We start from the raw sequence: 22,341 nt of genomic DNA, 5'->3' as shown, positions 1-22,341 counted from the left end.
CGTGACGCTCTACGACGTACCCGCGCCCGCCAAGCTGAACCTGTTCCTGCATGTCGTGGGCCGGCGCCCCGATGGCTATCACCTGCTGCAAACCGCTTTCCGGTTCATCGACCTGTGCGACACGCTGCATTTCGATGCGCGGGCCGACGGCGTCATCAGCCGCGCCACGGCGCTGCCGGGCGTGCCGCCGGAGCAGGATCTGACGCTGCGCGCCGCGCACGCCTTGCAGCGGGCCACGGGCACGAAGCAGGGCGCGCAGATCGGGCTGGAAAAGCGTATCCCGCAGGGCGGCGGCCTGGGGGGCGGGTCCAGCGACGCCGCCACGGCGCTGATCGCGCTGAACCGGCTGTGGGGAACGGGGTTGTCCCGGCGCGAACTGATGGCGCTGGCCTTGCCGCTGGGCGCCGACGTGCCCGTTTTCGTGTTCGGCCAATCGGCGTTTGCGCAGGGTGTGGGCGAAGAGCTGGCCGCCGTCACGCTGCCGGAACGCGCCTACCTGGTGGCGCAGCCGGACGCCAGCGTGCCGACTGCCGAAATATTTTCGGCACCCGATTTGACAAGGGATTCTTCTTACATCACAATAGCGGACTTTCTTGCTTCGCCAACTTTCTGCTTCGGCAGGAATGACTTGGAGCCGGTGGTCTACCGCCTTTACCCAGAAGTGCTTGGGGCATCGCGGTGGCTTGCTGAACAGCTGAAGCCTCAGGGCATCGCAGTTCGCATGTCGGGATCTGGTGCGTGTTTGTACGCCGAGTTTTCCGAGCTTTCCGAAGCCGTTTTGGCGAAAACAGAAATTACCGCTATAATGCGCGGCGCTGATAAAAAAATCAGCCGAACGCATCCACGGTTTCGGTTAGTGCAGGCTTGTACTGGATTGGCTGAGCATCCGTTGCGGAATTGGATTGCAAGATAGTTGGGGAGTCGCCAAGCTGGTTAAGGCACCGGATTTTGATTCCGGCATGCGAAGGTTCGAATCCTTCCTCCCCAGCCAACCGAATACATAACAAAGCTGTTGAACACGCCTGTAAGACACTGGCCCGGGTTCAGCAGCTTTTTTATTTTCCGGATCGGCTGGTGTTCAGTATCACCCCCCGCATCACTCGTCAGTGTCTTAAACGACCATCGCATCATCCATCATGGCAAACGATAGCTTCATGATTTTCACGGGCACCGCCAATACTCGGCTGGCCGTGGACGTAGTCAACCACCTCGATATGTCCCTGGGCAAGATGACCGTCGGTCGCTTCTCGGACGGCGAAGTGATGGTCGAGATCAACGAGAACGTGCGCGGCAAGGACGTCTTCGTCCTGCAGCCCACCTGTGCTCCCACCAACGACAACCTGATGGAAATCATGGTGATGGTCGATGCGCTGCGCCGTGCTTCCGCCGGCCGCATCACCGCCGCGATTCCCTATTTCGGCTATGCCCGCCAGGACCGCCGCCCGCGCTCGGCGCGCGTGGCCATTTCGGCGAAGGTCGTGGCCAACATGCTGCAAGTGGCCGGCGTCGACCGCGTCCTCACGATGGACCTGCACGCCGACCAGATCCAGGGTTTCTTCGACATCCCCGTGGACAACATCTACGCGGGCCCGATCCTGCTGGGCGACATCTGGCGCCGCAACTTCTCGAACTTGGTCGTCGTGTCCCCGGACATCGGCGGCGTGGTCCGGGCCCGCGCGCTGGCCAAGCAGCTCGAAGCCGACCTGGCCATCATCGACAAGCGCCGTCCGCGCGCCAATGTGTCGGAAGTGATGAACATCATCGGTGAGGTCGACGGCCGCACCTGCATCATCATGGACGACATGGTCGACACCGCCGGCACGCTGTGCAAGGCGGCCCAGGCCCTGAAAGACCGCGGCGCCGGCGCCGTTTACGCCTATTGCACGCACCCCGTGCTGTCGGGCGGCGCCATCGACCGCATCGAAGCGTCGGAACTGGACGAACTCGTCGTCACCGACACCATTCCGCTCTCCGAGCAAGGCCAGGCCAGCGGCAAGATCCGCCAGCTGTCGTGCGCCGCGCTGCTGGGCGAGACCATCCTGCGTATCTCGAACGCGGAATCGGTCAGCTCGCTGTTCGTCGACTGAAGCCTCGGCCGACGGACAGACAGTCCGAATATTCAGTTCTTGCGTCTTGCTGGTCGCGGCAAGGCGCAACAAACACGGCGCGCGTTTTGCGCGCCGTGCATTTAACCGGTGAAGTCTCTTCACCTTATTGTTTTTGGAGTTATCCATGAAATTCAATGCCACTGCGCGTAGCGTCCAGGGTTCGAGTGCGAGCCGCCGCCTGCGCCGCGCGGGCCGCGTTCCCGCCATCGTTTATGGCGGTACGGCTGCCCCGCTGAACATCGAACTCGACCACAACGAGATCTACCACGCCCTGCGCAAGGAAGAATTCCACGCGTCGATCCTGCAAATGGCGCTGGAAGGCGCAGCCAAGGAAGAGCAAGTCCTGCTGCGTTCGGTTCAATGGCACGCCTACAAGCCGCAAGTCCTGCACGTGGACTTCCAGCGCGTGGACGCCAACCAGGCCCTGCACACCAAGGTCCCGTTCCACTTCATCAACGCTGAAATCTCGCCGGCTGTGAAGCTGGGCGGCGCCATCATCAGCCACGTCCTGACCGAACTGGAAGTGACCTGCCTGCCGGCGGCTCTGCCCCAGTTCATCGAAGTCGACCTGAAGGACCTGCTGCCTGGCGCGTCGGTCCACCTGGCCGACATCAAGCTGCCCAAGGGTGTGACGTACGTCCCCCACGGCGGCGATGCCAACCCGCTGCTGGCCGCCACTGCCGTGGTCAAGGGCGGCGCTGCCGCTGCCGACGAAGGCGAAGCCGAAGCTCCGGCCGCCTAAGTTTGCCTCGGGCCCTAGGGGCCCGCAGGCGGCTTGAGCCCGAAACCCTGCGTGTGCATTTGCATGCGCAGGGTTTTTTGGTTTAAACACCCCCATCATGTCTATTCCCATACGCCTCATCGTGGGATTGGGTAATCCCGGTCCCGACTACGAAACCACCCGGCACAACGCCGGCTTCTGGCTCGCCGACCACCTGGCGGACGATCTGCGTGCGTCTTTCGCGCTGGAGAAGTCCTTTTTCGGCATGGTGGCCAAGGCCCGCCTGGGCGCGGATAACGTGCTGCTGCTCAAGCCCACCACCTACATGAACCGGTCTGGCCAGGCGGTCGGCGCGTTGGCCCGCTTCTACAAGCTGGCGCCGGAGCAGGTGCTGGTGCTGCATGACGAACTCGACCTGATGCCGGGGCAGGTGAAGCTCAAGCAGGGCGGCGGACATGCCGGCCACAACGGCCTGAAGGATATTCAGGCCGCGCTGGGCAGCCCCAATTTCTGGCGCCTGCGCGTCGGCATCGGCCACCCGCGCACGCTGGGCCTGGCGCAGCAGGTGGCGGACTTCGTCCTGCATCCGCCGCGCCGCGAAGAACAGAAGCAGATCGAAGCCGTCATCGACCGCTGCCGGGCCGTCGTGCCCGCCATGCTGGCCGGCGACTTCCCGCTGGCGACCCGCCAGCTCCATAGCGGCAACGACGCCTGATGTCCGAAACCGGCGACCGGCCCGCCATGCCGCGAGGAAAAACGCGCTTCCGCAGCGAAGTCGTGGATTTCTGGCGCTTCATCCGGCACCCGCACCCCGCCGCGCGCCTGCCCGGACGGGCGGCCGCCAGCGGGCTGGTGGCGGACTGGTGGCCGGGCATCTCGCCGGGACGGCTGCTGGCCTGGGCCGCGCTGCTGTGGGCCTTGAATCTATTCGCGCTGGGGCCGGTGGCGGTGGCGGCGGCCGGGCTGGGCGGCGTGACCCACCGGCTCGACCCCGCCAACATCCCCTGGCTGACCGCCGTGATCTGGGCCCCGCTGGTCGAAGAACTGCTGTTCCGCTATGGGCTGCGCCGCCCGAAGCAGGCCCTGTGGCTGATCCCCGCGATGCTGCCCGTGGTCCTGTGGGGCCCCAAGGTCTGGACAGGCCTTCTGCTGGCCGCATTCGTGATACTGGCCTGCTGGGGCGTGCGCCAGCGCGCCGAGCCCCTGAAGGCCTGGGACACGACTTGGCGCCGCTACTACCTGAGGCACTTCGGCCTGGTGTTCCACCTGGTGGCGCTGACCTTCGCGGCCGTGCACCTGACCAACTTCGTCTATGCCAAGACGCCGTACTGGCTTCTGCCGCTGCTGGTCCTGCCGCAATGGCTGACCGGACTGGTGCTGGGCTGGATGCGCGTGCGGCGCGGCATCGGCGCGGCCATGCTGCTGCACTCGGCTTTCAATGCCGGCCCCATTTTGATGATCTGGCTCATCATGCGCTGGGCCCCCACCGCCGCCGGTTAGCGGGGCCGCATGCCCCGCCGTTTCCGGAAAACCCATTCCGCCCGGCGGGGTAAACTAGAACGTTAACGATCAATACCGTACTCACACAGGATTCCCATGGCTCTGCAATGCGGCATCGTCGGCCTGCCCAACGTCGGCAAATCGACGCTTTTCAATGCTCTGACCCGCGCCGGCATCGCCGCCGAGAACTATCCCTTCTGCACGATCGAGCCCAACGTCGGCGTGGTGGAAGTGCCGGATCCGCGCCTGCAGAAGCTGGCTGAAATCGTCAAGCCCGAGCGCATCCTGTCCGCCACCGTCGAATTCGTCGACATCGCGGGCCTGGTCGCTGGCGCGAGCAAGGGCGAAGGCCTGGGCAACCAGTTCCTCTCGCACATCCGCGAAACCGACGCCATCGTGAACGTGGTGCGCTGCTTCGAGGATCCCAACGTGATCCACGTGGCCGGCAAGGTCGACCCCATCGCCGACATCGAAGTCATCGAGACCGAACTGGCCCTGGCCGACCTGCAGACCGCCGAGAAGGCCCTGCAGCGCCACCAGAAAACCGCGCGTTCCGGCGACAAGGAATCGCAGCGCATCGTCGCCGTGCTGGAAAAGTGCGTGGCCCAGCTCAACCAGGCCCAGCCCATCCGCGCGCTGGACCTGAGCACCGAAGAAAAGGCCGACATCGCCCAGCTCTGCTTCATCACCGCCAAGCGCGCGATGTACGTGGGCAACGTCGCCGATGACGGCTTCGCCAACAACCCGCTGCTCGACCGCCTGACCGAATTCGCCGCGAAGCGCAATGCGCCCGTGGTCGCCATCTGCGCCGCCATCGAATCCGAGATCGTCGACCTGGACGACGCCGACCGCCAGGCCTTTCTGTCCGACATGGGCATGGAAGAGCCGGGCCTGAACCGCCTGATCCGCGCCGCCTTCAAGCTGCTCGGCCTGCAAACCTACTTCACCGCCGGCGTGAAGGAAGTGCGCGCCTGGACCGTGCCGATCGGCGCCACCGCGCCCCAGGCCGCCGGCGTCATCCACACCGACTTCGAACGCGGCTTCATCCGCGCGCAAACCATCGCTTACGAAGACTTCATCACCTACAAGGGCGAACAGGGCGCCAAGGAAGCGGGCAAGATGCGCGCCGAAGGCAAGGAATACATCGTGCAGGACGGCGATGTGATGAATTTCTTGTTCAACGTCTGACCCATCCCCCGCGTTTCCGGGACACGACGTAGCGTCCCGCTAGAATCCACGCAAGCCGCCACGGTTCGCGTGGATTTTTTTCGGCCCTGCCGACCAATGGAGATTCAACCATGCCAGAGACTTTCGACCTGCTGGAGCACAACGCCGCCGCCTGGAATCACCGGGCGCGGCAGGACAGTCCGTGGTCGCGGCCCGTGACTAGCGAGGCGATTGAAGCCGCGCGGCGGGGTGAATGGGGCGTCTGCGTGACGCCGTCTCCGCTGCCGGCCGATTGGCTGGGCGATGTTGCGGGCAAGGATGTGCTGTGCCTGGCGTCGGCGGGCGGCCAGCAGGCGCCGGTGCTGGCGGCGGTGGGGGCCCGGGTGACGGTGTTGGATCTCTCCAGCGAGCAGCTGGCGCGGGACGCGATGGTTGCTCGGCGCGACGGCCTGGCGTTGACGCTCGAGCAGGGAGACATGCGCGACCTGTCGCGGTTTCCGGATGGGGCCTTCGACCTGATCCTGCATCCGATTTCCAACCAGTTCGTGCCGGATATCCAGCCGGTATGGAACGAGTGCTGGCGCATGCTGCGCAAGAACGGGGTGTTGATCAGCAGTTTCTTCAACCCCGCCGTGTTCATCGCGGACCGCGACCCCGCGTTTGCGCGGCAGGGGCTGATCCGGCCGCGCTTCGCCGTGCCGTATTCCGACCTCGAACAGTTGAGCGAGGCTGAGCGGGCCGCCAAGGTCGCGCGCAATGAGCCGATGATGTTCGGCCACGGGCTGAGTAGCCAGATCGGCGGCCAGTTGGCGGCGGGCTTCACGATCGCTGGCTTCCTGGAAGAGATGCATCCCAGCCCGCGCTTCGAGATCGAGAAGTACTTGCCCGCCTTTATTGCCACGCGCAGCGTGAAGGGCTGAGGCCGGGCCTTGGCGGGCCCGCGGTTACTGTGGCGTGATGCCCGCTGCCGTCACGATCTCCCGCCACTTCTTGCCTTCCGTTTCGTTGAACCGCGCGAAGTCGGCGGGCGCGGATCCTACGGGCTTGGCGCCCATGGATGCATATTGGCTGATCACGTTGGGCTGGCGCAGCGCGAGCGCGGCATGTTCCGCGAGCTTGGCGGCGATGGCCGGCGGCGTGCCCTTGGGGGCCCACAGGCCGTACCAGGTGCTGATGTCGAAACCGGGGAAACCGGACTCGGCCATGGTGGGCACATCCGGGAATTCCGGCACGCGCTCCGAAACCGTGACCGCGACGGCGCGCAGCTTGCCCGATTTGATGAACGGGGTGGCCGAGGGCATGGAGTCGAACATGAACTGGATCTGGCCGCCGACCAGGTCCGTGAGCGCGGGCGCGCTGCCTTTGTAGGGCACGTGCTGCATCGGCAGGCCGGTGCGCGCCTTGAACGATTCGCCGGCCAGTTGCTGGGCGGACGCGCTGCCGGCCGAGCCGAAGTTCAGCGGTTGCGCTTTTGCCTGCGCCACCAGGTCCTGCGGGGTTTTCACGGTGCTGGTCTGGGGCACCACCAGTACCAAGGGCACGTCGGCCAGCTGCGTGATGGGCGTGAAGTCCTTGAAGGCGTCATACCGCATGCTGCGGTAGATGTATGGGTTGATGACGTGGAGCGAGGCGTTGGCCAGGAAGGTGTAGCCGTCCGGCGCGGCGCGGGCCACCAGGTCGGCGCCTATCATGCCGCTGGCGCCGGGCTTGTTGTCGACGATGATGTTCTGGCCGATGGTCTTGGACATTTCGGCCGCGACCAGGCGCGAGACGATGTCTGTCGGGCCGCCGGGCGGGTAGGGCACGACCATCGTGATCGGACGGCTGGGATAGTCGTCCGCGGCGGCGGCGGGCGCGGCGGCCAGCACGCTGACGCATGCCAGGGCCAGCACCGTGCCGCGGAGGTTCAGTCGGTGGTATCTTGCGCTGCTGCCGCGATGGGCGGTGAGGGATTGCATGGGCGAGTCTCCGATATTATTTTGAGCGCCACTTTGCCCACGACCTGACGGCTTTCCAGCGCCTGGAGCGCGGCGGCAAGTTCGGCGATCGGATAGACCGCCGTTACTGCGGGATGGATGCGCAGGCTGCGCGTCCAGTCGAACAGGGTCGCCATGGCCCGCTGCATGGCGGGCGCATGGACCACGCGCTCATCGGCCGGCGTCCAGCCGATATAACGCCCGAAGAAGAAGCCATGCAATGCGATGTTCTTGACCAGCAGCAGGTTCAAGGGGACGGGCGGCACGTCGCCGCTGGCGAAGCCCACCGACAGCATGCGCGCGTTGGCCGCCGCGGCCCGCGCGGCGTGGCCGAACGCGGCGCCGCCCACCGGGTCGAACACGATGTCGGCGCCGCGGCCGGCGGTCAGGGCCTTGACCGCGGCCGCCATGCCGTCGTCGGCCGCCATGGCGTGGCAGGCGCCCGCCACGCGCGCGGCCTCGCGCTTGGCTTCGGTGCTGGCGCAGGCGATGACGCGCGCGCCCAGCAGGGCGGCCAGCTCTACCGCAGCCAGGCCGACGCCCGATCCCGCACCCAGCACCAGCACGGTTTCGCCGGGCTGCAGGGCCGCGCGCCATAGCAGGCCGCAGTACGCCGTGCCATACGAAATGGGCACGGGCAGCGCCTGGAGCGGATCCAGGCCGTCCGGCACGGCGTAGACGGTGTATTCGGGCAGGGTCAGCCGTTCGGCATAGCAACCCCAGCGCGAGAGCGCCACGACCCGATCGCCGGGGCGCAGGCGCGTTACCGCGCTGCCGCAGGCCAGCACGTGGCCGACCGCTTCGGTGCCGGGCACGAAAGGCATCGGCGGACGGGTCTGGTAGCGGCCTTCGATCAGCAGCTTGGTGGCATGGCTGACGCTGGCGTACTCCACCGCGATGGTGACTTCGAAGGGGCCGGGAGGCGGCGCGTCGGGCGTGTCGTGCAGCGCTACTTGCTGCGCGGGGCCGAACTGTTCGCAGAGCAGGGCGCGCATCACGCGGCCTCCGCCTGGACGTTGCCCTGCACCAGTGCGCCGGCCGCCAGCAGCGCCTGGATGTCGGAGGCGGTCCAGCCCCAATCGCGCAGCACGTCGCGGGTATGCTGGCCGATCGCGGGCGCGGCGGCAAGCGGGCGCCGTTGCGCCAGGCCCGGCAGCGCGGCGTAAGGCAGCGCGCCGACGCCGGGCTGGGCCAGCGTTTGCAGCAGATCTACGTGCTGGGCCTGCGGATGGGCGGCTAGTTCGTCGTAGCCGCGTACGCGGGCATGCAGCACGTCCTCGCGCGACAGCCGTTCGATCCAGTGGCAGGACGTCCGGGTGGCGAGTTGCGCGGCCAGTTCGCGGTGCAGGGTTTCGCGCCGCGCCATGCGGCCGGCGTTGTCGGCATAGGCCGGGTCGAGCAGCCACTCGGGGCGCTCCAGGGCGCGGCAGAGCCGGGCGAACTGATCGTTGTTCAGCGCCAGCACCGAAAGGCGCCCGTCGGCGGTGTCGAACACACCGTTGGGCGCGCTCACCGGGCCGGCGCGGCGCGCGCCCGCCATGCCGTAAGCCAGGATGTCGTTGACCTGCAGCGCGGCGCAAGCCTGGAACAGGCTCAGCTGGACGTGGCTGCCCAATCCTGTGCGGGCCTGCCGGTACAGCGCGGCCATGGTGGCTTGCGCGGCGTAGAGCGCAGTGGCGATGTCGGCCATCAGCACGCCGATGCGGCGCGGCACGCCCGCCTCGTCCTGATTGGCATACATCAGGCCGCTGTCGGCCTGCATGACGGAATCGGAGGCGGGGGCGCTGGCGTAGGGGCCGTCTTCGCCGTAGCCGCTGATCGATACGTAGACCAGGCCGGGCGCGTGGGGCGCAAGATCCTGGTAGCCCACCCCCATGCGCGCGGCGACGCCGGGACGGAAGTTCTGGATCAGTACGTCGGCGCCATCCGCCAGGCGTCGCAGCGCCTCGCGCCCCGCCGGATGGCGGGCATCCAGGCAAACGCCGCGCTTGCCCGCGTTGTAGGCCACCGACAGCGCGCTGTGCGCGCCGGCCACGGTGCCTACATGACGGCCCCAGTCGCCCGCGGGAGGCTCCACCTTGACGACCTCCGCGCCTTGCTGCCACAACATCTGCCCGCAATACGGGCCGGCGATACCCTGGCTGATATCGAGCACGCGCAGGCCGGAAAAAGGGCCATCGTTCATATCGGCGGCAACGGCGGAGTCCATGGCATCCAAGGGAAAAACGTCGATGAGCCGATGGTAGACTCGGCCCATCGGCTGGACAATCTGCGTACTTGTGCCTTGAATGGTGAACAATAATTGACAAAGAGCTGGATCTGAACCTGGTCAGGCTGTTCGTCGCCATGGCCGAGTCGCGCAATCTCAGCGCCGCGGCCGAACGCTGCGGCATGACCCGTTCGAATATGTCGCATCGCCTGAAGCGGCTGGAGCTGGCGATGGGGTCGCAGCTATTGCGCCGCACGACCCGCCATGTCGAGTTGACGCAGGCGGGCCAGCTGCTCTACCAGCACGGCGTGCGCCTGCTGGATGAAATGCGCACGGCGCAGGCCTCCATCCACAGCCTGGACGGCAGCGTGCGCGGCGATGTCCGCATCCGCCTGCCGACGGGCCTGGGCCATCTGTATCTGGCGCCCGTGCTGCTCGATTTCACGCGCCGCTATCCGGACATCTCATTGCGCGTGCATATCAATGACGCCATCGGCGACCTGGTATCGGCCGAAGTCGACATGGCGTTGAAGATCACGTCCGCGCCGCCGGAAGACCACGTCGCGCGTCGCATCTGCGATGTGCAATGGTGCTTGTGCGCCACGCCCGCGTTCCTGGCGCAGCACGGCGCAATCGCTCAGCTGGAGCAGCTGAGCGATTGCTCGCTGATCGCGCCGCAATCGCTGGGGCGGCGTTTCGACCTGCGCTGCAAGCGCGACGATGGCGATCCCCTGCTGCTGCGCGTGGCGCCCCGGCTGCAATCGGGCGACTATCCCTTCCTGCGCGATGCCGTGCTTGCAAGCCTGGGCGTGGCGCTGCTGCCGCGTTATGCCGTGTGGAGCCAACTGCGCGAAGGCACGCTGGTAGAAGTGCTGCCCGAACTGGAACCCGAAGGCGTGGGCGATGCGATCTACCTGCTGACCGCGCCCAATCGCTTTCCGTCCATGGCGACGCGCACGCTGGTGGATCACCTGCGCGAGCACATCGAACGGCATCGCGGCGACTGGCAGCGCGCGCAGGCGGGCTAGGCGCGGCCGCCGGGCGCACCGTATCCGCCAGGCTCCAGGTCATAGGTGATCCATTGCGTCGCTTGCGAAACCCCGTCATAGAGCCGCCTCGCCGGCGCGTTGTCGCGGGCGGTAATCCAGCGCACCAGGGGCCAGCCGCGGGCGTGGGCAATGGATGCTACCGCCACGATCAGGCCGCGGCCGATGCCTTGTCCGCGGTGCGCGTGCGCGACGTATAGGTCATCGAGAAATCCGGCGTCCCGTCCGAGCAGCGGCTTGGGAAACGGGCGGTAGTGCGCCAGCCCTGCCAGCTCGCCGCTTTGCGTCTCGGCGACGATGCCTTCTTCGGCATGCTCGGGCCGCATCAGCCATGACCAGGTGCGCCGCAGGATCTCGTCGTCCATGGTCGCGCGGTAGAACGCCGCGTACTGCCGGTACAGCCGCGCCCATTGGTCCTGGTCGCCCGGATCGAGATTCCGGATCGTGATGGCGTCCGCGCTTCGCGGAGTGTCGGGATTCATGCGGGTTTCCTCCTGCAATCGGGTTGGGGCGGCGCCGGCGTTCCGGGGCTTACCATGCGGCCGGCGCGGCGGCGGGGCCGGGGTGCGAGGGAAAATGCGGCAGCACGTCCTCGGCCAGTTCCTGGATGATTTCGGCCGCGGGCCGTTGCGCGAACTGGATGCCCAGCGCGGCATGGTTGACGCCGGCGGCCTGCCAGACGTGCAGCAGATCGATGAGGCCCTTGCGTCCGGTGCGCAGCACGAAGCCGCCTTGCAACGGCGTGGGCGGATGGTCGGGGTCGTCCGCCAGGTCCAGCCATTCGTTGGTCATGTGGGGGCGGAAGCCGCCGTCGGGGATCCGGTGGCGCCAGGCGCGGATCTTATTGGCCAGGCGCTGCGGCCCTTCGGCCGTGTGCGTCGCATCGGGATAGGTCAGCCAGCCGTCCGCCTGTTCGGCGATCCAGGCCAGCGATTGGCCGGATGCGCCCGTGACCATCAACGGGATCGAGCCCGTGGCCGGCTGGGGCAGGAAGCTGGCTCCCTCGAAATGCCCCAACGGCGAATCCACGGCGAGGGGGCCGGGCCGCAATAGCTGCCGGAAGTACGCCACCGCCTCCACGAAGCGTTCGCCGCGCTCGCCGTGCGCTACACCATACGCGGGAAACTCGATGGGGCGGTCGCCGGAGGCGATGCCCAGCACCAGGCGGCCGCCGGATAGCTGATCGATGGTGGCCGCGGCCTTGGCCAGATCGATGGGATGGCGCAGCGAGAAGATGGCGCTGCCCGTCGCCAGCGCGGCCGTTTTCGTCCGCGCGGCGAGGAAGGCCAGGTAGGTGAAGGGATCGAAGATCTGCCCGGCATCGCCGAACGATGGGTCGAACAGCGGCACGTCGCGTACCCAGACGGCGGCGAAGCCGCGCCGGTCGATCTCGGCCACCAGGTCTGCCTGCCCGGTCAGCACGCGCATGTCGCCCGCGTAGAAGCGCAGCGGAAGGAAGATGCCGAGGGTCAGCCGGTCCGGCGCGAACATGCGCCGATAGCCGGGATGCGCCTGGAATGCCGCGTACGAGGCGCCCGTCGGAAGCGTGAGGGAAGGTGTGTTGTCCATGTCGTGTCCGTCCCTATCCTTTATGCGTCCGTCGCGGGCGCTGGCAGCGTGACGCCCTTGCGCACGGCGGGCCGCGCTGCCACGCGTTCATGCCACGCGCTCAAGTGGCGGTGCCGGCTGAAGTCGAAGTCGATAATGCGCGCGATGTGGGTCCAGCCGAAATGCGCGATGTCGGCGATGGAGTAGTCGTCCCCGGCCAGGTACGGATACTCGGCCAGGCGTTGGTCGAGCACGGCGAAGACGTCTTCCGTCAGCCGCTGGTAGCGCTCGATGGCGGCGGGAATGCGCGTGCCGGCGAACCGTTCGAAATGCACGCGCTGTCCGATGATGGGACCGACGCTGGAAGCGTGGAATTGCAGCCACTTGACCGCTTCCCAGCGCGCGGCGGTTTGCGCCGGCAGCAGCTGGCCGGTCTTCTCGGCCAGGTAGAGAAGTATGGCGGCCGACTCGAACAGCGTGATGCCGGTCTCGTCGTCGGTGATGACCGGGATGCGGCCATGCGGGTTCAGCGCCAGGAAGTCCGGACGCCGGTGCTCGCCCGCCTCGATGCGGACGTGGTGCAGGCGGTAGGGCAGCGCCAGTTCTTCCAGGGCGATCGTGGCTTTGAAGCCGTTGGGCGAACTGTCGGTATAGAGGTCGATCATTGCGGGTTCCGTTCAGCAGTGCCGCAGGCTTTCAAGAAGAAGCGCGGCTAAACTTGGAGAAGTTTCCTGCTGGGAATTCTGAACGCTATACCTCGGGAAAAGAAACGATTTGATCTGCCGCTTAGGTTTAGAAGAGCTAAATCATGAATCCTGTTTACCCACTGCTTGCCCTGCGTGCTTTCGCGGAAGTCGGCCGCCACGGCAGCATCAAGCGCGCGGCCGCGGCCCTGGGTGTGACGTCGGGTGCCGTCAGCCAGCAGATCCGGCTGTTGGAAGCGCGCGTGGGCCTGTCTTTGTTCTTGCGGGGGCGCCGCAGCATGACGCTGACCGAGGCCGGAGCCAGCGTGCATCCCAACCTGTTGGCGGCTTTCGACCAGATTGAAGGCGCGCTTCGGACCCTGGAAGCCGCCCGCGCGCGCAAGGCGCTCACCATCAGCACCGTTCCGTCGTTTGCGGCGTCCTGGCTGGTGCCTCGGCTGGGGCGCTTCACCCGCCTGCATCCGGACATCGAAGTCCGCGTCGAGGCCGCGGCTAGTCTCGTCGACCTGCGCCGCGACCGGGTCGATATCGCCATCCGCCACGGGCTGGGCAGCTATCCCGGCCTGCTGTCGGAGCCGCTGATCGCGCCGGTGCTGCTGCCGGTCGCCAGCCCCGCGCTGCTGGCCGCGGGGCCGCCCATCCTGGCGCCGGCCGATTGCCTGGCCTATCCGCTGCTGCAGGACGGCGACCGCGCCGACTGGGGGCTGTGGCTGGCGGCGCACGGCGTGGCCGAGGACGCGCGCGCCGAGCGCGGCACGGCGTTCGAGGACGACTATCTGCTGATCCGCGCGGCCGAGGCCGGCCAGGGGCTGGCGCTGGTGCCGCAGGAATACGCGCGGGAGGAGATTGCCGCGGGGCGCCTGGCGCTGGCGCTGGACAAACCCTGGCCCGCGCGGTTCGCGTACTACGTGGTCATGCTGCCGGACACCGGGCAGCGCCCGGAAGTCGCGGCATTCGTGGAATGGCTTGGACAGGAGGCGCGTCAGCCCGCCTGAACGTAGCCCGTGGCGCGGATCATTTCCTTGTGCTTCGCGATTTCGGCCGCGTAGGCGGCCGCCGCTTCGTCCAGGGTCATGTGGCGCGAGACGTTGCGGCCGTCCGCCTCCAGCTTGGCGACGACGTCGCGGTTTTCCAGGGCGTGGCCGATCGCCTTGTTGAGCGCTTCCTTGACCGCGGCGGGGGTTCCTTTCTTGACGAAGTAGCCGGCGTAGCTGGCGTACTCGAAGTTGGCCAGCGCGGGCGTTTCGGTGATGCTGGCGATCTTGGCCAGCACGGCGGGCTTGTTCCGGGACAGCACCGCAAGCGCCTTGAAGCGTCCGCCCTGGATCATTTCCAGCATCGAGGCCTGGAAAGGCATGATGCTGAAATCGATCTGGCCGCCGGCCAGGTCCTGGATGACGGGCGCCGTGCCGCTGTAGGGCACGTGGGTGAAGGGCACCTTCACGGTCTTGCCCAGGTATTCGGTGATCAGGTGGTAGAGCGAGCCGACGCCCACCGTTCCGTAGGTCAGGGAGTTCGACGCGTCGCGCTCGCCGGCCAGCTTCAGGAACTCGTCCACCGTGCCGACGGGCAAGCCGGAGCGCACCAGCAGCACCAGGTGCGTCACCGTGATGGGCTGGACGCTTTCGAAGGCGTCCGGCTGGTAACGCACGGCGCGGTTGGTCAGGGGCGGCAGAATCAGTTCGTTCTGCGTGCCCTGGAAGAACACGCTGCCGTCGGCCTTGGCGTTCAGCACTTTCGAGGCGGCGATCGTGCCGGTTGCGCCGCCCAGGTTTTCGACGACGACGCGCGCGCCGAGGCTATCGCCGATCGGGCCGCTGAGGATGCGGGCGCTGACGTCGCTGGGGCCGCCGGCGGGGTAGGGGACCATCATGCTGACCGGTCCGGACGGATAGGTCTGCGCGTGCGCGGTTTTCATCCATGCGGCGGGGGCCAACGCCAGCGCCGTGCCGGCCTTGAGGAGGGCGCGGCGTGTCTGCAATGCGTGTGAAGTCATGAAAAGCACCTGATGAGAATGCCGGGCGGAAAGGCCGCGACGTTTGCGCCGCTTACCACTGGGTGTGGGCAAGCCGCAGTATCGTGTTGAGCACGGCCTGTCCGCGGGGAACGATGGTGCCGATCTCGCAATATTCGTCCTGCGTGTGGAACTTTCCGCCCACCGGGCCGGTGCCGCACAGCGTGATGGCGCCCAGGCTGGACGTCACGCCCGAGTCCGCGCAGCCGCCGCTGAATTCGGCCTCCGCCTTGTGCCCGATCGCGCCTAGCTCGGCCTGGTACAGCTCGAACAGCTTGCGGGATTGGGCCGTGGGCACGAAGGGCCGGAATTCGCCGGTGATGTCCAGCTTGGACAAGGTGCCGGTAATGAAGGATTTGTCGCAAATGCAGCGGATCTTGCCGACCAGCGATTCGCGTTGCTCCAGATCGAAGATGCGCAGGTCGATCGCCGCGCTGGCGGAAGGCGCGGACGTGTTGACGGACAGGCCGCCGTTCACCAGACCGACGTTGACGGTGACGCCCGCATCGAGATCGGTCAGGGCGTCCAGCGCCACGACCTTGTGCGCCAGTTCGGAGATCGCGCTGATGCCTTCGGCGAAGTTCGCGCCCGAGTGCGCCGCCTTGCCTTCGATTTCCATGTTGAAGAAGACGCCGCCCTTGCGCCCGGTCACGACGTTGCCCGACGGGCGGCCCGGCTCGGCGTTGAACACGAAGCCCGCCTGCTTGCCGAAATGCGTGATCGCCTCCTTGCTCAGCGGCGATCCGATTTCTTCGTCGCAGGTGAACAGGCCGGTGATTTCGGGCGCCGCTTCGCCGGCGCGGGCGAAGGCGGCCAGCAGGAAGGCGTTCATGACGATGCCCGACTTCATGTCGGCCACGCCGGGCCCGTAGGCGCGGGCGCCGTCGATGCGGAAGGGCCGGCGGGCGGCCTCGCCCGCCGGAAAGACGGTGTCGCAATGGCCCATCAGCAGCACGGGCTTGCCCACGCGGCTGGTGCGGTTCACGGTGACCGAGATCGCGGCCTCGACGTCGCCCGCGTAGTGGGAGGTTGTCTCCAGGCCGTGCGAGGCGAAGAACGATTCCAGCCGCCGGAACACGCGCGCCACGCCGGGTTTGTCGAAACTGCCGGAGTCGATATTGACGATATCCTCCAGTAGCGCAAGCATTTCCGGCTGTTGGCTTTCGAGCCATTGCGCCGCGGTGAGTCCGGCCTCGAGATTCATTGTCTGTTCCTCAGGTATTGTTATTTAATACTTGGTATTATTATGTGCTACCTGGGAAAACTCGTACATTAGGTAAAACGATGACGACCAACGCGCTGTACGTAGGATCCGTGGGCAAGGCCTTCCGGGTCCTGGACTGTTTCAAGAACGCATCGGGCGACCTCAGCCTGATGGAGATCATGGCCATGAGCGGGCTCGACAAGAGCGCCGCCCAGCGCTATGCGTACACCTTGTGCGCCGAGGGCTATCTGGAGCAGAACGCGCAGACGCGGCGCTACCGGCTGGGCACGGGCATGCTCAACCTGACCTTCCATTTCCTGCGCATGCATGCGCTGGTCGAGGCGCTCAATCCCATCATGCTGGAGCTGTCGAAGTCCACGGGCGAAAAGATCAGCCTGTCCCTGCTGGACGGCAACGAACTGGTTCACGTCATGCGGCACCAGACCCAGACCGAGCACTACCACGCATCGCTGGTCGGGCGGCGCGTCCCGCTCTACTGCACGGCCGGGGGGCGGGCGGTGCTGTCCTGCCTGGACGAGGCCGAGGCGTCGTCCCGCCTGGCTTCCGTGGAACTGGCCGCCTACACCCCCAGTACCCAGACCTCCGCCAAGGCGATCAAGGGCGAGGTGAAGAAGGCCCGCGACCAGGGCTATGCCCTGATCGCCGACGAGTTCATCGTGGGAGAGGTCAGCCTGGCCGCGGCGGTGACGAATGCGCAGGGCGCGCCCTACGGGGCCTTGCACCTGTCGGGCTCATCCAATGCCTGGACCGGCGAGGAGTATGCCGCGAAGTTCGCGCCGTTCCTGTTGCGCGCGATCGCGCAGTTCGAGCGCCGCAATCCGCCCGAATAGGCCAGGGTGCCGCGCGTCAGGCCTGGGGAGGCTTGTCCGCGGCGGCATGCAGGAAATTCTGTTCCAGCACGCTGAGCACGCGGTTCAGGGTGTCGATATCGGTCCCGGACAGGCCCTTGAGCGACTCTTCGAAGAAGGCCGCGCGCCGGGGCAGGGCCTCGTTTACGACCGCCTGCCCGGCCGGCGTTAGGCGGGCGTTGGTCAGCCGGTTGTCCTGCGGATCCACGGCGCGTGAAATCCAGCCCAGCTTCTGCATGGCCTGCAATTGGCGCGTGAGCGAGGCGGGATCCAGCCGGCAGCGTTCCGCCAGGTGCTTCTGCGAACATTGGCCGCATTCGTGCAGGGCCAGGAGGATGCGCCAGCGGGGCAGCGCGTGGCCGACCCGGCTGCTGAACGCGCTCTGCATGACGCGGTAGGTCAGCCCCATGTGCTGGATGACCTGCAGGCCTTGTTGCTGTTTGGGCAAAAGCTATTCTCCGACGCTGGCCGGCTCCGGCTTGGAGGGGCGGACCAATTGAACCGGGGGCACGCGCCGCACGCACCAGAGCGCGAAGACGGCCACGGCCAGGGCGATGAGCTGCCCTTCATGGATGGCGCCGACGAGCGCGACGCGCGCGATCTCGATCAGCGAGGTGCCATCCTGCCCCTGGTGCGCCAATTGTGCCAGGAACTGCGTCTGGGCCTCGGGGTTGACCAGCATCTGCGGATCGTTCAGTTCCGGCAGCCAGCGGGCGGCGGCCCCGCGCAGGGTGGACTCGACGCCGCTGAAATAGCTGTGGCTGACCATGGTGCCGACGATCGCCGTGCCCAGCATGCCGCCGATCATGCGCAGGGACTGCAGCAGGGCGGTGGCGATGCCGAGGTGGCTGCGGCCCGCGGTCTGCTGGGCGAAGACGGTCAGGTTGGGCATGATGAAGCCCATGCCCAGGCCGGCCATCAGCATGTACGTGGCGATGACGGCGTGCGAGGTGTAGTTGTGGGTGGTGACGATGCCCAGGCACGACAGCGCCATCAGGATGAAGCCCGCGTACAGCATGCGGTTGGGATGGCGGATGCGGGTAATGATGCGGCCGTTTACGATGCTGCCCACCGTGATGAAGACGACCATCGGCGTGATCAGCATGCCCGCGTCCTGGGGCGACAGGCCGAAGCCGCCCTGCAGCAGCAGCGGCGCGTAGAACAGCAGCGAATACATGGTCACGCCGACCAGCAGCGCCAGCGTGAATAGCATGGCCAGGCCGCGGTTGCGGAACATATCCAGGGGCAGCAGCGGGTGCGGGCAGCGCCGTTCCCACCAGTACAGCAAGGCGAAGGCCGCCGCGCTACCCGCGCCGAGCAGCAGGATGGCGGCGCTCAGCCCTTCCTTGGGCAGCAATTCGACCAGCAGCTGCAGGGAGCCCAGGGCCAGCGCGATCAGCAGCGCGCCCTGCCAGTCCAGCCGCACGGGGCCGGCGGTGTTGTTGCGCAGATGCGGCAGGTAGCGCGCGACGAACCAGAGGCCCAGGGCGCCGATGGGCAGGTTCACGTAGAAGACCGATCGCCAGCCGTAGTGTTCGGTCAGGGCGCCGCCCAGGGTCGGGCCGACGGCGTTGGCGATGCCGAAGGCGGAGCTGAGCATGACCTGCCAGCGCAGCCGCACGTGGGGATCGGGGAACAGGTCGGGAATGGACGCGAATGCGGTGCCCACCAGCATGCCGCCGCCGATGCCCTGCAGCGCCCGGGCCAGCACCAGGGTGAGCATGCTGTCGGCCGCGCCGCACAGCGCCGAGGCGAGGGTGAACAGCACGATCGCCGTCACGACGAAGGGCTTGCGCCCGTAGTAATCGCCCAGCCGCCCGAAGATGGGAACGGTGATGACGGACGTCAGCAGGTAAGACGTCGCTACCCATGCATACAGTTCGAAGCCCTTGAGTTCGGCCACAATGGTCGGCAAAGCCGTGCCGACCACGGTCTGGTCGATGGCGACCATCATCATGACGAAGCACATGCCGAGCATGGCGAGCAGGGTTTGGCGGAAGGGAAGCACCTGGCCGGGGGAATGCGGGGTGCCTGAAGCGGGGGCGGACATTGTTGGATCTATCAATGATTGATGTGTCAATCATTCTAGTCCTACAATCCGCCAGACAGAAAATCGTCAGCTTCCGGCGTCCGTTTTGCGGGCCGGCGGCCAGCGGTCCGAGGGGGGGAGATCGGGGAGAATTGCCCGGCGGTCTCGCGAAGCCGGCCCGATTTGTTACGATAGCGGTATCTGTACGCTGGCCCTGCCAGCGTCTTCACCTCTCAAAAGGCCGGCGGCATGGCATGCCGGGCGGTCTTTTCCACCGGTAGGGCACCATCCCCGCGTTCCGGCGCGGTGGGCGGCATTCGAGGATTTCCAGTCGAGGTACCGACGGGGCAGCAATGAAAACGTGGTTCAAGCGCATTTTGATAGGCCTGGTGGTGTTGGTTGTCGTGGCCGTCGTTGGCCTGGCCATCTTCTTGCTGACATTCGACCCCAATGCGTACAAGTACAAGCTGGAAGAGCTTGTCCAGCAACGCTATCACCGCACGCTGACGATCGACGGCGAGATCGAGCTGTCGCTTTTCCCGCGCATCGGCCTGTCGGTGCAGGGAGTGTCGCTGTCCGAGCCGGATAGCGCCGAGACCTTCGCTTCCATCGAAAGCACCCGCCTGGCGGTCGCCGTGTGGCCCTTGCTGTCCAACAGCTTCGTGGTCGACCACGTGGCCATCAGCGGCTTCAAGGCGCGCGTGATCCGCGACAAGCAGGGCCAGTTCAATTTCAGCAATCTTGTGGGCGGCACCTCGCCGGTCACGGCCGTGCCGTCCAATCCGGCGGAGGCGCTGGTGGGCGCGGCCCAGACCGCCGCGCAGGCTATTACCAATGGCAGCCTGCCGCAGCCGCGCAACAACATGCAGATCGATATCGCCGGCCTGGACCTGAAAGACGGCGAGGTGCAGCTGCAGGACGCCATCAGCGGCATGGCGGTGGCGGTCACCAAGATCAACGCCAATACCGGGCGCGTCACGTTCAACCAGCCGTTCGACGTGCGCCTGACCGCGCGCGTCGAAGGCGGCAATCCGCGCGTCGACGCCAACCTGACCGGTCAGGCCCTGCTGACGCTGGATCCGTCCGCCAAGCGCTATGCCGCGCAAAAGCTCGACCTGCGCATGGACGGCAAGCTGCCGGGCGCAGAAGCCAAGAGCCTGGCCATGCGCGGCAACCTGGCGTTCAACGGTCAGAAGTCGGCGCTGGACGTGGCCGGCCTCGAGGTCGTGTTCCAGGGCGACATCACCGATCCCGCCGCGCGCGCCACCAATGTGGACGCCAGCGTGGCCATGCCTAAGCTGTCGATCGATCCGCACAAGAGCCAATTGCAGATCGAGAAGCTGGCCATCCGCGCCAAGGGCGGCGTCGAGGACGGCCCGTTCGAATTCGCCGTGGACGCGCCTGCGCTCAATATTTCCCCCGCCTCGGCCACCGGCGAGGCGCTGACCGGCCGTGTGCGCCTCAGCGGCCTGGACGCCAGCTTTGGCCTGAACGGCATCAGCGGCAACGCCGGCGAGCTGGACATCAAGGAAGCCAAGCTCGACAGCACGTCCAAGAACGGCGAACGCGTGGTCAAGCTGAACTTCGCCTCGCCGCTGTCCTTGAACCTCCTGCAGCGCAGCGGCGGCCTGTCCGGCTTGCGCGGCGACGTGAACATCACCGATCCGGGCCTGCCCAAGGGCAGCCTGCAGATCCCGGTGATCGGCAGCGTGACGGCCGATCTGCTGAAGGATCAGGCGACCAGCAAGATCAACGCGGTGCTGGAAGGCGGCAAGTTCGACCTGAGCGCCGACATCACCCGCCTGAGCGAGACGCCGCGCGTGAATTTCGCGCTGGTGGTGGATACGCTGGACCTGGACAAGCTGGTGCCGCCGGCCGCGGCTCCCGTGCCTAAGCCGCCCGCCGAAGGCAAGAAAGACGAAAGCAAGCCCGCACAGCCCGCTGCGGCGCCGGCGCCCGCTCCCCCCGACGACTCGATCAACCTGTCCGCGCTGGTCGGCCCAAGCGTCAATGGCACGCTCAAGGTCGGCAAGCTGGTGGTGCGCGGCCTGAAGGCCGACGACGTCGGCGCGTCGGTGAAGCTGGACAAGGGCAAGCTGGAAATCACCAGCCTGACGGCGGGTCTCTACGGCGGCAAGCTGGCGGGCGCCCTGACGGTCGACGCCGCGCAGGGCAACCAGCTGGCCACCAAGATGTCGTTGGCGGGCATTGCGATCGAACCGTTCCTGATGGACCTGGCGAACCGGAACGTGCTGAGCGGCACGGGCAGCCTGGCGCTGGACCTGAAGACGGCCGGCGCCAATGCGTATGCCATGAAGAGCGGCCTGGGCGGCACCATGCAGCTGCGCCTGCGCGACGGTGCGGTCAAGGGCATCAATCTCACGCAGACACTGCGCGACCTGAAGGCCGCGTTCAAGCCTGAATCGCAGGACGAGACCGTTCCCGCCGACACGAGCAAGCAGACGGCGTTCTCCGAAATGGATGCGGACCTGGCGTTCACCAAGGGCGTCGCCGCCGTGAAGCGCCTGAATGTCGTGTCGCCGCTGCTGCGCGTGACGCAAGGCGATCCGGCTACGATCGATTTCGTCAAGAGCGAGCTGAACCTGGTGGCGCGCGCGCGCATCGTCAATCCCGCCGCCGATCCCGAAGGCCAGGAACTGATCGATCTGAAGGACGTGACCATCCCGGTGCACGTCAAGGGGCCGTTCGAGAAACCCACCTACACGCTGCTCTGGAAAGACGCCGTCGGCGCTATCCTGAAGCGCAGCCTGGAGAACAAGCTGCGCGAAGCCGTAACCGGCAAGGGCAAGAACGGCGCGGCGGTCGACAAGGCCTTGAAGGGATTGCTGGGCAAATGAGCGCAGAACACTTCCAACCCATCGCCGAATGCGGCGCCACGCCGCAACCCGAAGCCGCCGGCTACCATCGCCAATGGCTGATCGCCAACGATTCCGGCCAATGGCTGAACCGCGCCTTGTGCCCCCGGCTGGCCGATGTGTCGGTCGAGCTGCGCCTGGGCTACCTGGTGCTGAAGGCGCCCGGCATGCTGCGCATGGACATCCCGCTGGACGTCATCGAAGACGACGACAGCGTGCGCTACAGCATGAAGGTCGGCGAGCAGGCCATCGACGTGATCGATGAGGGAGAACTGGCCGCGGCCTGGATCTCCAATTTCGTGCAGGTGCCTTGCCGCATCATGAAGGTGCACCCCGACACGCCCGTCGCCGTCTGGCCCTGAGGGGCCGG

At 66.7% G+C, this 22,341-nt stretch carries 22 protein-coding genes and 1 tRNA gene; 13 read left to right on the top strand and 10 right to left on the bottom strand.

Annotated elements, in window-relative coordinates; translation table 11 throughout:
• Position 1: 1 nt before the first annotated feature.
• From ispE to AGI3411_RS26875, 8 genes are all read left to right on the top strand, one after another.
• The gene (ispE, locus tag AGI3411_RS26910) at positions 2-913 is read left to right on the top strand and encodes a 4-(cytidine 5'-diphospho)-2-C-methyl-D-erythritol kinase (RefSeq protein ID WP_129530375.1); all 912 of its coding nucleotides are present in this window, start codon (positions 2-4) and stop codon (positions 911-913) included.
• Position 914: 1 nt separating this feature from the next.
• Positions 915-991, top strand: a tRNA-Gln gene (locus AGI3411_RS26905).
• 145 nt (positions 992-1,136) lie between these two features.
• Positions 1,137-2,087: a ribose-phosphate pyrophosphokinase gene (locus tag AGI3411_RS26900; RefSeq protein ID WP_006227587.1), complete on the top strand. Its 951-nt coding sequence runs from the start codon at positions 1,137-1,139 to the stop codon at positions 2,085-2,087.
• Positions 2,088-2,232: 145 nt separating this feature from the next.
• Positions 2,233-2,850, top strand: coding sequence for a 50S ribosomal protein L25/general stress protein Ctc (locus tag AGI3411_RS26895; protein WP_129530374.1), 618 nt, complete (start codon positions 2,233-2,235; stop codon positions 2,848-2,850).
• A gap of 97 nt (positions 2,851-2,947) precedes the next feature.
• A complete protein-coding gene (pth, locus tag AGI3411_RS26890; protein WP_129530373.1) occupies positions 2,948-3,544 on the top strand; it encodes an aminoacyl-tRNA hydrolase in 597 nt (198 codons plus the stop codon).
• On the top strand, positions 3,544-4,329 hold the full coding sequence (locus AGI3411_RS26885) for a CPBP family glutamic-type intramembrane protease (RefSeq protein WP_129530372.1): 786 nt from the start codon (positions 3,544-3,546) through the stop codon (positions 4,327-4,329). Before pth ends, AGI3411_RS26885 begins: the two co-directional genes overlap by 1 nt.
• Positions 4,330-4,425: 96 nt before the next feature.
• Positions 4,426-5,517 carry a redox-regulated ATPase YchF gene (gene ychF / locus AGI3411_RS26880; RefSeq protein ID WP_129530371.1) on the top strand — a complete coding sequence of 364 codons (1,092 nt, stop codon included), beginning with the start codon at positions 4,426-4,428 and terminating at the stop codon, positions 5,515-5,517.
• Positions 5,518-5,627: 110 nt separating this feature from the next.
• Positions 5,628-6,416 carry a class I SAM-dependent methyltransferase gene (locus tag AGI3411_RS26875; RefSeq protein ID WP_129530370.1) on the top strand — a complete coding sequence of 263 codons (789 nt, stop codon included), beginning with the start codon at positions 5,628-5,630 and terminating at the stop codon, positions 6,414-6,416.
• 24 nt (positions 6,417-6,440) lie between these two features.
• Here AGI3411_RS26875 and AGI3411_RS26870 read toward each other — a convergent pair whose 3' ends face one another.
• The 3 genes from AGI3411_RS26870 to AGI3411_RS26860 are packed head-to-tail and all read right to left on the bottom strand — an operon-like array spanning position 6,441 to position 9,681.
• Positions 6,441-7,454: a Bug family tripartite tricarboxylate transporter substrate binding protein gene (locus tag AGI3411_RS26870; protein ID WP_129530369.1), complete on the bottom strand. Its 1,014-nt coding sequence runs from the start codon at positions 7,452-7,454 to the stop codon at positions 6,441-6,443.
• Positions 7,403-8,467: an NADPH:quinone oxidoreductase family protein gene (locus AGI3411_RS26865; protein WP_129530368.1), complete on the bottom strand. Its 1,065-nt coding sequence runs from the start codon at positions 8,465-8,467 to the stop codon at positions 7,403-7,405. Before AGI3411_RS26865 ends, AGI3411_RS26870 begins: the two co-directional genes overlap by 52 nt.
• Complete coding sequence (locus tag AGI3411_RS26860; protein WP_129530367.1) at positions 8,467-9,681, bottom strand: CaiB/BaiF CoA transferase family protein; 1,215 nt, start codon at positions 9,679-9,681, stop codon at positions 8,467-8,469. The genes AGI3411_RS26865 and AGI3411_RS26860 overlap by 1 nt, the downstream gene beginning before the upstream one ends.
• A gap of 89 nt (positions 9,682-9,770) precedes the next feature.
• Here AGI3411_RS26860 and AGI3411_RS26855 point away from each other — a divergent pair, with 89 nt between their 5' ends.
• Complete coding sequence (locus tag AGI3411_RS26855) at positions 9,771-10,709, top strand: LysR family transcriptional regulator (RefSeq protein WP_129530366.1); 939 nt, start codon at positions 9,771-9,773, stop codon at positions 10,707-10,709.
• Here AGI3411_RS26855 and AGI3411_RS26850 read toward each other — a convergent pair.
• The 3 genes from AGI3411_RS26850 to AGI3411_RS26840 are packed head-to-tail and all read right to left on the bottom strand — an operon-like array spanning position 10,706 to position 12,940.
• A complete protein-coding gene (locus AGI3411_RS26850) occupies positions 10,706-11,209 on the bottom strand; it encodes a GNAT family N-acetyltransferase (protein WP_129530365.1) in 504 nt (167 codons plus the stop codon). The two genes, AGI3411_RS26855 and AGI3411_RS26850, sit on opposite strands and share 4 nt — an antisense overlap.
• 49 nt (positions 11,210-11,258) lie before the next feature.
• Positions 11,259-12,296: an LLM class oxidoreductase gene (locus tag AGI3411_RS26845; RefSeq protein ID WP_129530364.1), complete on the bottom strand. Its 1,038-nt coding sequence runs from the start codon at positions 12,294-12,296 to the stop codon at positions 11,259-11,261.
• A gap of 20 nt (positions 12,297-12,316) precedes the next feature.
• On the bottom strand, positions 12,317-12,940 hold the full coding sequence (locus tag AGI3411_RS26840; protein WP_129530363.1) for a glutathione S-transferase family protein: 624 nt from the start codon (positions 12,938-12,940) through the stop codon (positions 12,317-12,319).
• Positions 12,941-13,083: 143 nt separating this feature from the next.
• On the opposite strand from AGI3411_RS26840, the gene gcvA reads away from it, so the two are divergent.
• A complete protein-coding gene (gcvA, locus tag AGI3411_RS26835; RefSeq protein WP_129530362.1) occupies positions 13,084-13,974 on the top strand; it encodes a transcriptional regulator GcvA in 891 nt (296 codons plus the stop codon).
• Here the strand turns inward: gcvA and AGI3411_RS26830 are convergent.
• Both AGI3411_RS26830 and AGI3411_RS26825 read right to left on the bottom strand, forming a co-directional pair.
• Complete coding sequence (locus tag AGI3411_RS26830; protein ID WP_129530361.1) at positions 13,962-14,975, bottom strand: Bug family tripartite tricarboxylate transporter substrate binding protein; 1,014 nt, start codon at positions 14,973-14,975, stop codon at positions 13,962-13,964. The two genes, gcvA and AGI3411_RS26830, sit on opposite strands and share 13 nt — an antisense overlap.
• A gap of 52 nt (positions 14,976-15,027) precedes the next feature.
• A complete protein-coding gene (locus tag AGI3411_RS26825; RefSeq protein WP_244240462.1) occupies positions 15,028-16,197 on the bottom strand; it encodes a M20 family metallopeptidase in 1,170 nt (389 codons plus the stop codon).
• Between the two features lie 80 nt (positions 16,198-16,277).
• On the opposite strand from AGI3411_RS26825, the gene AGI3411_RS26820 reads away from it, so the two are divergent.
• On the top strand, positions 16,278-17,048 hold the full coding sequence (locus AGI3411_RS26820; protein WP_129530359.1) for an IclR family transcriptional regulator: 771 nt from the start codon (positions 16,278-16,280) through the stop codon (positions 17,046-17,048).
• A 16-nt stretch (positions 17,049-17,064) separates the two neighbouring features.
• Here AGI3411_RS26820 and AGI3411_RS26815 read toward each other — a convergent pair whose 3' ends face one another.
• The gene (locus AGI3411_RS26815; RefSeq protein WP_129530358.1) at positions 17,065-17,514 is read right to left on the bottom strand and encodes a MarR family winged helix-turn-helix transcriptional regulator; all 450 of its coding nucleotides are present in this window, start codon (positions 17,512-17,514) and stop codon (positions 17,065-17,067) included.
• Between the two features lie 3 nt (positions 17,515-17,517).
• Complete coding sequence (locus AGI3411_RS26810) at positions 17,518-19,116, bottom strand: MDR family MFS transporter (protein ID WP_129530357.1); 1,599 nt, start codon at positions 19,114-19,116, stop codon at positions 17,518-17,520.
• A 332-nt stretch (positions 19,117-19,448) separates the two neighbouring features.
• Here AGI3411_RS26810 and AGI3411_RS26805 point away from each other — a divergent pair, with 332 nt between their 5' ends.
• Together AGI3411_RS26805 and AGI3411_RS26800 are read left to right on the top strand one after the other, a co-directional pair.
• Positions 19,449-21,953, top strand: a complete 2,505-nt coding sequence (locus tag AGI3411_RS26805) for an AsmA family protein (RefSeq protein ID WP_129530356.1) — start codon at positions 19,449-19,451, stop codon at positions 21,951-21,953.
• Entirely contained in the window at positions 21,950-22,333 is a 384-nt protein-coding gene (locus AGI3411_RS26800; protein ID WP_129530355.1) for an MOSC N-terminal beta barrel domain-containing protein, read from the top strand. The genes AGI3411_RS26805 and AGI3411_RS26800 overlap by 4 nt, the downstream gene beginning before the upstream one ends.
• Positions 22,334-22,341 lie beyond the last annotated feature (8 nt).

This window comes from Achromobacter agilis, assembly GCF_900496965.1.
In the GTDB taxonomy this organism is placed as follows: Bacteria; Pseudomonadota; Gammaproteobacteria; order Burkholderiales; family Burkholderiaceae_B; genus Achromobacter; species Achromobacter agilis.
This window is presented reverse-complemented; position numbering and strand designations above follow the sequence as displayed.